This window comes from Lysinibacillus sp. GW823-FHT02G10, assembly GCF_058797135.1.
In genome coordinates this window covers 1,665,923-1,679,399 of the sequence record NZ_JBXAJI010000001.1, presented here as the reverse complement: position 1 = coordinate 1,679,399, position 13,477 = coordinate 1,665,923, and the positions used below count along the sequence as shown (strand labels likewise).

The following is a 13,477-nucleotide window of genomic DNA, read 5'->3' as shown; positions in this document are numbered from 1 at the left end:
TATCCCATATTAAAACAACCGTGTAGTCTTATTGTAAAACAGGCTCACGGTTGTTTTATTATGCTTAATTAACTGAGAAAAGGGATTATTCTGCTAAATGTCAAATACATAGTTTATACAAGGGAGTGATGAAATGACGTCAAGATTGGATCAAGCATTTTATGATTTGGAAAGACCATTTGCATGGTTAGACCTAGATGCACTAGATAAAAATATACAAATGGTTCAAGATGCTTGTGGCGGAAAACAAATTCGTATTGCAACTAAATCGATTCGTTCTATTGAGGTCCTTCGTTATATACAAAAAAAACTTGTGAATGTTGTGGGGTTTATGACATTTACTGCAGCAGAGACCCTTTTTTTATTAGAGCAGCAGTTTGATGACTTATTGCTTGGCTATCCAGTAATGGAGGAAGCAACGATTCGTCGATTGTTGCATTTTGTAAAGGAGGGAAAAATCGTCACCTTTATGGTAGACAGACCAGAACATATCCAACTATTGGCGAAATTAGGACAAGAGATTGGCGTACGTGTACAGGTTTGCATTGATCTTAATGTTTCTAATGATTTTAAAGTATTGTATTTTGGAACAAAACGTTCGTCATTGTCTTCTCTTGAAACGTTGACACCTTTTTTACAAACCATTCAAAACACCCCTGTAATTGAAGTGGTAGGAGCGATGGGCTATGAGGCTCAAATAGCAGGGGTTGGCAATCGTCCTGCAAATGCTTTAAAAGGTAGAGTCATAGAAGCCATGCAAGTACAAGCCAAAAAGCAAGTAACGCAGTTTCGTCGATTAGCGATCGCCCATATCAAGGCTTATTTTCCAAATCTACGCTTTGTTAATGGTGGAGGATCAGGAAGTATGACGTACACCAATCAACAGAAGGAAGTAACGGAAATTACAGTTGGCTCGGCTTTTTATGCACCAGCATTGTTCGATCAATTTACACATTTACAGCTAGAAAAGGCTGCTGGATTTGCCTTACGTGTAACAAGAATGCCTGAAAAAAATATCGTTGTTTGTCATGGGGGAGGCTATACGGCTTCTGGAGCCATTGGGATGGATCGTTTGCCTGTATTCTATGACTCTACCACTTTTGCATATCTTAGCCTAGAAGGCGCAGGGGAAGTGCAAACACCTATTAAGGTCAAAGGGAAGAGTATCAATATTGGCGATACCATTTATTTTCGACATGCGAAGGCTGGAGAGCTTTGTGAGCGTTTTCAGGTCCTGCATGCTATTCGCGGGGACAAGTATGCAGGACATTACACAACATATAGGGGGGATGGACAATGTTTTCTATAGAAAAATGGCGAAATGGTGAAAAGTGGACAAACTGGGCTGGGAATGTTATTTCCTATCCGAGTGAAATGTATTTACCACACTCTATTGATGAAGTTTCAGCAATTGTGAAGCATGCGTGTCAATCAGGAAAGACAATCCGTGTCACAGGCGCTGCTCATTCTTTTAGCGCTGTGGCTATGCCTGAGCATATAGCAATTTCCTTACATAATCTGCGTGGATTAATCGCTGTGAATGAGGAAAGGCAGGAGGCAACATTATGGGCGGGGACCTACCTATATGAAATTGGACCAATGCTAGCGAAACACGGTTTTGCGTTAATCAATATGGGCGATATACAGGAGCAAACCATTGCAGGGGCAGTGTCAACTGGCACACATGGCACAGGGGTTACACTTGGTTCTCTATCGTCAGCTGTCCAGGCATGGGGATTTGTAGACGGTACTGGTACTTATCAGGAACATAGGAGAGGTATGGATGATTTATCTGAAGCACTGCATGTATCACTTGGGATGCTAGGTGTTCTGGTCAAAGTAACGATTAAGGTCATACCACTATATGGTTTGCATTATGTGGGGGCAAGAGAAACATTGACAAATGGTCTCTCGTTATTTGCGGAGGATATTCGTCAACATCGTCATGTGGAGTGGTTTTATTTCCCTGGTAGTGAAACAATTCAAGTAAAACGGATGAATGCGGTCGCGCCTGTTTTTCAAAGTGAATGGAATAAAAAAATAGAAACGTTAAAGCTACAAATAGTAGAAAACGGGGCTTTCTTTGCGATGTCAGAGCTTTGTAAGTGGAAACCAGGTTTAAGTGGTGCCATGAGCAAGATAGCGGCTGCCAATGTGGTAGAAAGTGAAAAAGTAGGGATAAGCTACGAAATTTATCCCTCACCTCGTAGCGTGAAGTTTCAAGAGAGTGAATATGCCATCCCTTTATCACAGTTTGAAGCTTGTTTGGAGGAAATCCATGCAACCTTTAAAAAAGGGACTTTTAATGTTCATTTTCCTTTAGAATGTCGAACAACTGCAGGCGAAGCAGGTTTTTTAAGTCCAACACAAGGGCGTGAGTCGGCTTTTATAGCCTTTCATATGTATAAGGGAATGGCAGAAGAGCCTTACTTTAAATGGGTGCATACATTGATGCAAAAATATGAAGGTCGTCCTCACTGGGGAAAACAACATCATTTAACAGCGCAAACGGTCTATGCGTTGTATCCAGAGATTGAAAAATTTTTAAGCATTCGACACCAATACGATCCTGAACAAATATTTTTTACAGGATACTTAAAAAAGTTGTTTCTATTGTAAGCGTTATCTCTAGGATTGGATAACTTAGCTTATTCAAATATATGGGAATTTTTTATTTATCTATTTTTGTTTATTATTAAAAAATTAAAATTTGAACGAAATGTCAAAATTTTTATCAAAGCGAGATAAAACTGATGCTTAATCAGCATGTAAACGATTTCAATTTTGACAGATTTTTTGAATTGTTTAAACAATTCAAAAAATAGTGTTGACGAGACCTTTTTTTCGTACTATGATAACAACAATTTAACACGTTCGTTACAGCAGTAGTCGTCTAAGAGGCTATTACTCTATAAACAAAAATTAAAAAGACAGAACATTTTGTCTATAGCAACGAACATAGTATGGATAGCAATGAGGGGCGTTTAAAATGAGAAGTGACATGATTAAAGTAGGCGTAGATCGAGCGCCACATCGAAGTCTTTTATATGCAACAGGCAAAGTAAAAGCAAAAGATCTAGGCAAACCATTTATTGGGGTTTGTAACTCTTATATCGACATAATACCAGGTCACGTTCATTTACGTACGTTCGCTGATGTAGTGAAAGAAGCTATTATTGAAGCGGGTGGTATTCCATTCGAATTTAATACAATTGGTGTCGATGATGGTATTGCAATGGGGCATATTGGTATGCGTTATTCCTTACCAAGTCGTGAAATTATAGCAGACTCTGCTGAAACAGTTATTAATGCACACTGGTTTGATGGCGTATTTTATATTCCAAACTGTGACAAAATTACACCAGGAATGCTTATGGCAGCAGTTCGTACGAATGTACCATCTATCTTTGTTTCAGGTGGTCCAATGGAGGCTGGAACTTCTGCAGCAGGGAAACAGCTTTCCTTAACATCTGTGTTTGAAGGTGTAGGAGCACACAAATCAGGAAAAATGTCTGCGGAAGAGCTGTTGGATATTGAGAATAATGCTTGTCCGACGTGTGGTTCATGCTCAGGCATGTTTACAGCAAATTCCATGAACTGCTTAATGGAAATGCTTGGTGTTGCTTTACCTGGAAATGGTACAATCGTTGCCACTTCTGAAGAGCGTCACAAGCTGATTAAAGAAGCAGCTAAGCAATTAATTCGCATGGTCAAGGAAGACGTTAAACCTCGCGATATTATTACAAAAGAGGCAATTGATGATGCTTTTGCTCTTGATATGGCAATGGGGGGCTCCACAAATACAGTTCTTCATACATTAGCAATTGCCAATGAAGCCGAAATAGATTACAACATTGAAGATATTAATAAAGTAGCGGAAAGAGTGCCTTATTTAGCAAAAATCATGCCTGCTTCAGATATTTCAATGGATGATATTAATAAAGCGGGTGGAGTAAGTGCCATTATTAATGAATTAACATCTATTCCAGGTGCTATTCATCCAGACCGTCCAACCGTAGCAGGCGTTACAATGGGTGAGCTTGTCAAAGATTATCACATCACGAATGATCAAGTCATTCGAACAAAAGACAATCCGTATAGTGCTGTAGGTGGATTATCCGTTTTATTCGGTAACATCGCACCAGATGGCTCTGTTATTAAAGTAGGGGCCGTTGATCCTTCTATCAAAGTATTCAAGGGCGAGGCAATTGTCTTTGATTCACAAGAAGCAGCACAAGAAAACATTGATAATGGAACGGTGAAAGAGGGCCATGTAGTCGTCATTCGCTATGAAGGACCTAAGGGTGGCCCAGGGATGCCAGAAATGCTTGCACCAACATCTGCCATTCAAGGTCGAGGCCTTGGTACAAAGGTTGCATTAATTACAGATGGTCGTTTCTCAGGTGCATCTCGTGGTATTTCAATTGGCCATATTTCACCAGAAGCTGCTGAAGGCGGTCCAATCGCTTTAGTAGAAAACGGAGATATTATCGAAATTGATCTACCAAATCGTACGATTAATTTACAAGTTTCAGATGAAATTTTAGCTGAACGTCGTGCAAAATTACCAGTCTTTGAGCCAAAAATCAAACGTGGTTGGTTAGCAAGATATTCAAAATTAGTGACGAGCGCTTCCACTGGAGGCGTAATGAAAATTTAACAACTAGATAAATAAAAACGTTGATGAGGTTAAAGGTTCTAGAGCCTTGTATCTACCAGAGAGCCGGTCGTGCTGGAAGCCGGCGATACAACTAGATCCGACATCCCCTCGGAGTGGGCTATTAAACGTGTTTACACCATTAGATAGCTCCGGGCATAGTCGAAAGTGCTCGTTATTAATGAATAAATGTTTTATGGCACTATATTGGATGCGATGTCTTTCGCATTGGTGCATAAATGCAGTCATTTATTCGCGAGGTAGCAATTATTTGCTATAAAAAAGGGTGGTACCATGGAAAGTCTTTTTCATCCCTACGTAAGGTAGTTCTTTGCGTGTGGAGAAAAAGGCTTTTTATTATTTTCACGATGCAATTGAACAACCTCTCAACGAAAAGGATGAGAGGAATAGTCAATCCAGCTATTGACACTTCACTAATCTACAACACTGATGTGTGAGTTTGAAAGAAATGAAGGAGGCATAATTTGATGAGTGCGAATGTTTCAATCAATGAACAAGAACAATTAGCTACAACAGCAACAGCTGAACAAACCTATCAAGCGAAGGACGGTGCAGATGTATTAGTGCAGGCATTGCACGATCAAGGGGTTGAAATTGTCTTTGGCTATCCAGGAGGAGCCGTATTACAAATTTATGATGCGATGTATAAAAACCCAATTCGCCATATTTTAACAAGACATGAACAGGGTGCTATTCATGCGGCGGAAGGTTATGCTCGTGTTTCAGGTAAAACGGGCGTTGTTATTGCCACAAGTGGACCTGGTGCAACAAACCTTGTAACAGGTATTGCGGATGCCATGATCGACTCTATTCCATTGGTTGTTTTTACAGGACAGGTTGCGACATCTGTGATCGGAACAGATGCTTTCCAAGAAGCCGATATTATGGGGATTACAACACCGATTACAAAGCACAACTATCAGGTGCAGGATGTCAATGATATTCCCCGCATTGTGAAGGAAGCTTTCCATATCGCTAGCACAGGTCGTAAGGGACCAGTTGTCGTGGATTTCCCAAAAAATGTTTCCCAAATGTTGTTTGATGTAGAGAATCCACCGCAAGCACCTGATGAAATTTATTTACCAGGCTATCAGCCAACATATAAACCAAATTATTTACAAGTCCAAAAGGCGATTCAAGCCATTTCATTGGCAAAAAACCCAATCATCTTAGCGGGTGCAGGTGTTCTTTTTGCGGATGCACGTGAGGAATTAACGACTTTCGCAGAAAAATATCGTATTCCAGTAACGAACACATTGCTAGGATTGGGCTCCATCCATGGTGAACATGACTTATTCCTTGGGATGGCAGGGATGCATGGTACAGCTACAGCAAATACAGCGATCACAAAATCGGATTTATTACTCAATATTGGGGCACGATTTGATGATCGTCTAACAGGTAATCTAGCTACATTTGCACCAAATGCAACGATTATCCATATCGATATTGATCCTGCTGAAATTGGCAAAAATGTACCGACAGATATTCCAATTGTTGCTGATGCCAAGGAGGCTTTAAAAGCACTATTGAAAAAGGATTTCCAAGGTCCTGATACAGCCGAATGGTTAGCTTATTTAAGGAATCATGCGATGGAATATCCATTATGGTATTGCAAGGATACAAATACGCAAGAAATCCTACCACAAGAGGCATTGCAATTAGTGCACAAGGTAACTGAAGGTAATGCCATTGTGACGACAGATGTTGGGCAGCATCAAATGTGGGCAGCGCAATATTATCATTTAAATAATGATCATTCATGGGTAACGTCTGGTGGACTTGGTACGATGGGCTTCGGCTTCCCGGCCGCAATTGGCGCCCAATTTGCGAAGCCAGACAAAAAAGTTATTTCGATTGTAGGAGATGCAGGATTCCAAATGACGGCACAGGAGCTATCCATCCTACAGGAATTTAACTTACCAGTAAAAATAGTGATTTTGAATAATAGCTGTCTTGGCATGGTGCGTCAATGGCAACAAACATTCTATGAAGAGCGCTATTCATCATCACTTATGCCGATCCAACCAGATTTTGTTAAGTTAGCTGATGCTTATAACATTAAAGGTTATCGTATTAACACAATCGATGAAGCAGAGTCTATTTTCCGTGAGGCACTGTTGTCTGATGAGCCAGTATTAATTGACTGTCGAGTGAAACAGCTTGAATGTGTTTACCCAATGGTAGCACCTGGCACAGGCTTACATGAAATGATTGGGGTGAAAAAAAATTGAAGCGAGTAATTACCGTAACTGTGATTAACCAAAGTGGTGTATTAAACCGTTTGACAGGTTTATTGATGAAGCGTCAGTTCAATATTGAATCGATTACAGTAGGTCATACGGAGCAACCGAATTTTTCAAAGATGACCTTCGTTGTCAACATAGAGGACGAACGCAAAATTGAGCAACTAGTGAAACAGCTATCCAAGCAAATTGATGTGTTAAAGGTCAATGACATTACCGATAAATCGATTGTTCTGCGAGAGCTAGCACTAGTAAAGGTGATTTCCCCACCAAATTTACGTTTGGAAATGAATTCAATTGTTGAACCGTTCCGCGCCCAAATTATTGATACAGCCAAAAATGTTGTGACGTATCAAGTAGTAGGGCATCCAGAGAAGATTGATGCCTTTATCGAACTCATTCGACCATATGGCATTAAAGAACTTACACGTACAGGGGCAACTGCCTCCGTTCGTGAAACACAAAAAGTCTCAAACCCGCAGCTCTCTATTTTAAAATAGTTTGCATATAAAAATGAATAGCTTTATAGACAGAGCAAGTATCTAAAGCTATAAAAAACAAAACATATTCTAGGAGGAAATTAACAATGGCTACAATGTACTATGAGCAAAATATCAACGAGGACGTATTAAAAGGAAAGAAAATCGCAATTATCGGTTACGGTTCACAAGGTCATGCACATGCTTTAAACCTTAAAGAATCAGGTTTTGACGTGGTAGTAGGGGTTCGTCCAGGTGGATCCTTCGATGCTGCAAAAGCAGATGGTATTGACGTGAAAACAGTGGCTGAAGCAGCACAAGAAGCAGATGTTATCCAAATTCTACTACCAGATGAGCGCCAAAAAGCAGTTTATGAAGCGGAAATTGCGCCACATTTACAAGCTGGTAAAGCATTGATGTTTGCACACGGCTTCAATATCCATTTCGGTCAAATTACACCACCAGCAGACGTTGACGTATTTTTAGTAGCACCAAAAGGACCAGGACATCTAGTTCGTCGTCAATTCCAAGAAGGTGCTGGGGTACCAGGACTATTCGCTATTCACCAAGATGCTACAGGCCAAGCAAAAGATTTAGCACTTGCGTATGGTAAAGGAATCGGTGCTGCACGTGGTGGGCTTCTTGAAACAACATTCAAAGAAGAAACAGAGACAGATTTATTCGGTGAACAAGCGGTACTTTGTGGTGGTGCAACACAACTAGTAAGAGCAGGATTCGAAACATTAGTAGAAGCTGGTTATCAACCAGAATTAGCCTACTTTGAAACACTACATGAGCTTAAATTAATTGTTGACCTAATGTTTGAGGGCGGTATGGCAACAATGCGCTACTCAGTTTCAGATACAGCAGAGTGGGGAGATTATGTTGCAGGACCACGCATTATCGATGAGTCTGTAAAAGCTCGTATGAAAGACGTATTAACAGATATCCAAGATGGTACATTTGCTCGTCGTTGGATTCAAGAAAATGAAAATGGTCGTCCAGAATATACAAAATTCAAAGAAGCTGGTGCGAACCATCAAATCGAAGAAGTAGGCGCAAAACTACGTGCTATGATGCCATTCATCAACGAAGGTAAAGAAAAAGTTGTGAGAGAAGTGGCGACAAGTGCGAAAAATTGATATTTTCGATACTACGCTTCGCGATGGTGAACAATCTGCTGGGATCAACTTAAACACAGCCGAGAAGATTGAAATTGCCAAACAATTAGAGCGCCTTGGTGTGACAATTATAGAAGCAGGATTTCCTGCTTCGTCACCCGGTGACTTTGATGCAGTCCATCGCATAGCAGGTACAGTAAAAAATTCCATTGTGACGGGGCTAGCTCGCTGTATCCAAAAGGATATTGATGCTACATGGGAAGCGATAAAAGTAGCACAACAGCCACATATTCACATTTTTCTAGCCACATCACCTATTCATATGGAATACAAATTAAAAAAATCCCCTGAGCAAGTGGTGGAGCAAGCGGTAGAGGCTGTTAAATACGCTAAAAAGTACTTCCCACTTGTACAATGGTCTGCCGAGGATGCATTCCGCTCTGATCGTGAATTTTTAGTGCGAATTATGAACGAAGTGGTTGCTGCTGGTGCAACAACGATTAATGTTCCAGACACTGTAGGATATGCATCCCCGCAAGAATATGGTGCATTATTTAAGTTCCTACTGGAAAATGTCAAAGGTGCTGACAAAGTGAAATTCTCTGCCCATTGTCATGATGATTTAGGGATGGCAACAGCTAACACGATTGCCGCAATAGAAAATGGTGCTGCACAAGTCGAAGGAACGATCAATGGTATCGGCGAACGCGCAGGTAATGTGGCACTCGAGGAAATTGCTGTAGCACTTCATATTCGCAAGGATATTTATCAGGTGCAAACGGGCATTCAGTTGCAAGAAATTAAACGTACGTCTCAATTAGTCAGTAAATTGACAAATGTTGTGATTCAGCCAAATAAAGCGATTGTAGGAAGAAATGCATTTGCACACGAATCGGGCATCCATCAAGACGGTGTCTTAAAAAATCCAGAAACCTATGAAATTATTTCACCTGCTTTAATCGGCGAAGGTGAGATTCCATTAGTTCTCGGGAAACATTCTGGTCGTGCAGCCTTCCGTGATCGTGCGGAAACAATGGGCTTCCATCTTTCTGATGAAAAGTTGAACAAAGCATTTGTGGAATTTAAAAAATTGGCTGATCGTAAAAAAGAAATTACAGAGGAAGATTTACTTACTCTTCTTACTGAGCAACAAGTTCAAGTAGAAGATGTACCACTCTTTGAGTTGAAAATGGTGCAGGTGCAATATGGTACTGAAAATATTCCTACAGCTACAGCCATTGTGCTTACACCTGAGGGACTAGAAAAAACCGTTGTAGCTACTGGCTCTGGTTCAGTAGAAGCAATTTTTAATACACTGGAGCAACTTGTGCCTGGAGCTGTACATGTCATTGATTACCGTGTGACTTCGGTTGGCAAAGGACGAGATGCACTGGGTGAAGCGGTTATTAATATTCGCTATGATGAGGTTTCGACTACAGGCCGTAATTCCTCTCAAGATGTTTTAGAAGCATCGGCAAAAGCTTATTTAAATGCTATTAACCGTCATTTAATTCAAGCAAGCCTTCGCGCACATCCTGTATAGGTTTCTGAGGTAGTGAATTGTATGAAGTACCATTCACAAGTCGGATGCAATGATGTCATGGCGTATTGTATCAATTAACCAAAAATTACGCTTAGACGTAATGACTACGCTCACCTCGATAAAAGGTAGGTGAGCGTCTTTACTAAATTAGCGAATACGCTATACAAAGAAAGGTGTTTTGACGATGGAGAGAAAAATTACAGTACTTCCCGGTGATGGAATTGGGCCAGAGGTTGTTGCTTCTGCTGTACGTGTATTACAGGTGATTGGTAAACGATTTAATCATACATTTCATTTAGGATATGCAACAATTGGTGGTGCTGCGATCGACCAGCACAATAATCCATTACCTGGTGAAACAATCGAGATGTGTGAAAATAGTGATGCGATTTTATTAGGAGCTGTAGGTGGTCCAAAGTGGGATCAAAACCCTCCTGAATTGCGCCCAGAGAAAGGGTTACTGCGAATTCGGAAACACTTCGATTTATTTGCCAATCTACGTCCAGTAAAGGCGTTCCCGAGTTTACTAGATGCTTCACCATTAAAGCGTGAAGTGGCTGAGAACGTTGATTTAATGATTGTACGTGAACTAACAGGCGGCGTATACTTCGGGGAACCACGTATGCGTACTGAAAATGGCGCAATTGATACAACGGTTTACTCTAAAGCAGAGGTAGAGCGTATCGTTGAAAATGCCTTTGAACTAGCACGTTTACGTGGTGGCAAATTATGCTCTGTTGACAAGGCGAATGTGCTTGAAACAAGTCGCTTATGGCGTGAAGTTGTAGAAGCAAAGAAAAAAGAGTATCCAGATGTAATCGTAGAACATAACCTAGTAGACTCTGTCGCAATGAAACTTATTACAAATCCTGGACACTATGATGTAGTCGTTACTGAAAATATGTTTGGTGATATTTTAAGTGATGAAGCATCTGTTATTACTGGTTCTCTAGGTGTTTTACCATCAGCATCCATTCGTGGTGATAATTTTGGCTTATATGAACCAGTACATGGCTCCGCACCAGAAATTGCAGAGCAAGGTGTAGCAAATCCTGCTGCAACCATTTTATCCGTAGCGATGATGCTGCAATATTCATTTGGCTTAAAAGAAGAAGCAGCAGAAATTGAACGCGCGGTAAGTGCAGTATTTGATGATGGCTACTTTACAGCAGATCTTGCTCGTGACGGCAGTCGTATTTTATCGACTAATGAATGGACAGATAAGGTAATTAACGAAATTGATACTAGCTTTGTATCACAAAGTATTATGACAACATATATTTAAAGAAATAGGTGAAGACAATGGGTAAAAATATAATTGAAAAGATTTGGGATAAACATGTTGTTTATCAGGAAGAGGGCAAACCGGACCTGTTATATATTGATCTTCATTTAATTCATGAAGTAACATCTCCGCAAGCTTTTGAAGGGTTACGCATGAACGGACGTAAAGTGCGTCGTCCTGATTTAAGCTTTGCGACAATGGATCATAACGTACCAACAAAAAATTTACCAACTATCCATGATCCCATTGCGCGCAATCAAATCGAAACATTAGCTAAAAATGCTGAGGAATTTGGCGTTGAGTTAGCGGGCATGGGTCACCCTGACCAAGGGATTGTCCATGTGATTGGGCCAGAGCTTGGATTAACACAGCCTGGTAAAACCATTGTTTGTGGTGATTCTCATACATCGACACACGGTGCCTTCGGGGCCATTGCATTTGGTATTGGAACATCAGAGGTGGAGCATGTATTATCGACGCAAACATTATGGCAAAATAAGCCGAAAACGATGGAGATTCGTGTTGAAGGGGAGCTACCAGTTGGGGTAGCGGCAAAGGATATTATTCTAGCCATCATTGCCAAGTTCGGAATAGGTGTTGGTACAGGACATATTGTGGAATTCACTGGAGAGGCTATCCACAAACTATCTATGGAAGAACGCATGACGATTTGTAATATGTCAATTGAGGCAGGCGCAAAAGCAGGGCTTATCTCACCTGACCAAACAACAGTCGATTATATTCGTGGACGCAAATATGCACCGCAGGGAGAAAAATTGGAAGAAGCAGCCGCTTACTGGTTAAGTCTTGCTTCAGACGAAGATGCAACGTACGATACGGTTCGTATTATAAAAGCTGAAGAAATTGAACCAATCATTACGTGGGGAACAAACCCATCGATGGGTACTGGTGTTTCTGGGCATGTTCCAACACAAGCAGATTATGAGGATGAATCAGACAAGGCGGCACTTCAAAAAGCACTTGCCTATATGGGCTTAGAGGAAGGCCAGCCATTAACATCCATTGACATCCAGCATGTCTTCATTGGCTCCTGTACAAACTCACGCATTAGTGATTTGCGTGCAGCTGCTGATGTCATCAAAGGGCGTAAGGTGCATGACAAGGTCACAGCCATCGTTGTCCCAGGCTCACATACAACGAAAAAACAAGCAGAGGCAGAAGGTTTAGATAAAATATTTATGGATGCAGGCTTTGAATGGCGAGAATCTGGTTGCTCGATGTGTCTTGCGATGAATGATGACGTCGTACCAGCTGGAGAACGCTGTGCCTCTACCTCAAACCGCAACTTTGAAGGACGTCAGGGCGCTGGAGCTCGTACACATTTAGTGTCACCACCAATGGCAGCAGCCGCTGCGATTGCAGGTCACTTCGTCGATGTACGTGAATTTGTGAAGGAAACAGTGTAAGTCTTGCTTTACTCGGGAAGGGATGATTGAAAAATGGAACCAATTAATATCGTAAATAGTGTCATCACACCACTTGATCGAAAAAATGTTGATACCGATCAAATTATTTCAAAAGAATTTCTAAAACGTATTGAGCGTACAGGTTTTGGACAGTTTTTATTTTACCATTGGCGTTTCGATGCACAAGGGAATGAAATAGCTGACTTTGTATTAAATAAACCTGAATTTAAAGAATCTAAAATTCTAGTGGCGCAAGATAATTTCGGCTGTGGCTCCTCTCGTGAACATGCACCATGGGCAATTTTAGATTACGGTTTTAACGTTGTGATTGCACCTTCTTTTGCAGATATTTTCCATAATAACTGCTTCAAAAACGGTATCTTACCGATTAAGCTAACAGAATCAGAATGTGATGCTATTTTAGCAAAAGGCTTAGCAAAACCCTATAGTATGGAAGTAAATCTTGCAGAGCAAACCGTAACAGGGGAAGATGGTACAGTCTATCATTTTACAATTGACCCATACTATAAAGAAACGTTACTGAATGGCTGGGATGAAATCGCCTTAACCTTTAAATATGAGGACCACATTGCCGCATATGAGGCGAAGCGAGTAGCCTATTAATTGATATGACTGAAGACAAATTTGATGTTGTCTTCAGTTTTTTTGTGTTTGTAGTGCATTTCCTATATGAAATT

The 13,477-nt window shown here is 40.8% G+C and carries 10 protein-coding genes; all 10 read left to right on the top strand.

Annotation, left to right across the window (positions count from 1 at the left end; all coding sequences use genetic code 11):
* The first annotated feature begins 133 nt into the window (after positions 1-133).
* A complete protein-coding gene (locus AC1RFD_RS08765; protein WP_492474836.1) occupies positions 134-1,309 on the top strand; it encodes an amino acid deaminase/aldolase in 1,176 nt (391 codons plus the stop codon).
* Complete coding sequence (locus tag AC1RFD_RS08760; RefSeq protein ID WP_305192902.1) at positions 1,297-2,619, top strand: D-arabinono-1,4-lactone oxidase; 1,323 nt, start codon at positions 1,297-1,299, stop codon at positions 2,617-2,619. Before AC1RFD_RS08765 ends, AC1RFD_RS08760 begins: the two co-directional genes overlap by 13 nt.
* Before the next feature lie 370 nt (positions 2,620-2,989).
* Positions 2,990-4,660 (top strand): dihydroxy-acid dehydratase, encoded by a 1,671-nt coding sequence (gene ilvD / locus AC1RFD_RS08755; protein WP_103118364.1) that lies wholly within the window; start codon positions 2,990-2,992, stop codon positions 4,658-4,660.
* 485 nt (positions 4,661-5,145) lie between these two features.
* The gene (ilvB, locus tag AC1RFD_RS08750) at positions 5,146-6,912 is read left to right on the top strand and encodes a biosynthetic-type acetolactate synthase large subunit (RefSeq protein ID WP_492474835.1); all 1,767 of its coding nucleotides are present in this window, start codon (positions 5,146-5,148) and stop codon (positions 6,910-6,912) included.
* On the top strand, positions 6,909-7,424 hold the full coding sequence (gene ilvN, locus AC1RFD_RS08745) for an acetolactate synthase small subunit (RefSeq protein ID WP_016991907.1): 516 nt from the start codon (positions 6,909-6,911) through the stop codon (positions 7,422-7,424). The genes ilvB and ilvN overlap by 4 nt, the downstream gene beginning before the upstream one ends.
* A gap of 86 nt (positions 7,425-7,510) precedes the next feature.
* On the top strand, positions 7,511-8,545 hold the full coding sequence (gene ilvC / locus AC1RFD_RS08740; protein ID WP_016991908.1) for a ketol-acid reductoisomerase: 1,035 nt from the start codon (positions 7,511-7,513) through the stop codon (positions 8,543-8,545).
* Positions 8,532-10,067: a 2-isopropylmalate synthase gene (locus AC1RFD_RS08735; RefSeq protein WP_048392386.1), complete on the top strand. Its 1,536-nt coding sequence runs from the start codon at positions 8,532-8,534 to the stop codon at positions 10,065-10,067. The genes ilvC and AC1RFD_RS08735 overlap by 14 nt, the downstream gene beginning before the upstream one ends.
* A 184-nt stretch (positions 10,068-10,251) precedes the next feature.
* A complete protein-coding gene (gene leuB / locus AC1RFD_RS08730) occupies positions 10,252-11,352 on the top strand; it encodes a 3-isopropylmalate dehydrogenase (RefSeq protein ID WP_492474834.1) in 1,101 nt (366 codons plus the stop codon).
* A 17-nt stretch (positions 11,353-11,369) separates the two neighbouring features.
* Positions 11,370-12,779, top strand: coding sequence for a 3-isopropylmalate dehydratase large subunit (gene leuC / locus AC1RFD_RS08725; RefSeq protein ID WP_048392387.1), 1,410 nt, complete (start codon positions 11,370-11,372; stop codon positions 12,777-12,779).
* A 33-nt stretch (positions 12,780-12,812) separates the two neighbouring features.
* Complete coding sequence (gene leuD / locus AC1RFD_RS08720) at positions 12,813-13,403, top strand: 3-isopropylmalate dehydratase small subunit (protein WP_048392388.1); 591 nt, start codon at positions 12,813-12,815, stop codon at positions 13,401-13,403.
* Positions 13,404-13,477: the final 74 nt, after the last annotated feature.

What these genes read in the sequence shown, in the direction of transcription:
- AC1RFD_RS08760 (WP_305192902.1), top strand. Translation starts at nt 1,297, where the DNA reads ATGTTTTCTATAGAAAAATGGCGAAATGGTGAAAAGTGGACAAACTGG.
- leuD (WP_048392388.1), top strand. Translation starts at nt 12,813, where the DNA reads ATGGAACCAATTAATATCGTAAATAGTGTCATCACACCACTTGATCGA.
- ilvC (WP_016991908.1), top strand. Translation starts at nt 7,511, where the DNA reads ATGGCTACAATGTACTATGAGCAAAATATCAACGAGGACGTATTAAAA.
- AC1RFD_RS08765 (WP_492474836.1), top strand. Translation starts at nt 134, where the DNA reads ATGACGTCAAGATTGGATCAAGCATTTTATGATTTGGAAAGACCATTT.
- leuC (WP_048392387.1), top strand. Translation starts at nt 11,370, where the DNA reads ATGGGTAAAAATATAATTGAAAAGATTTGGGATAAACATGTTGTTTAT.
- ilvB (WP_492474835.1), top strand. Translation starts at nt 5,146, where the DNA reads ATGAGTGCGAATGTTTCAATCAATGAACAAGAACAATTAGCTACAACA.
- ilvD (WP_103118364.1), top strand. Translation starts at nt 2,990, where the DNA reads ATGAGAAGTGACATGATTAAAGTAGGCGTAGATCGAGCGCCACATCGA.
- leuB (WP_492474834.1), top strand. Translation starts at nt 10,252, where the DNA reads ATGGAGAGAAAAATTACAGTACTTCCCGGTGATGGAATTGGGCCAGAG.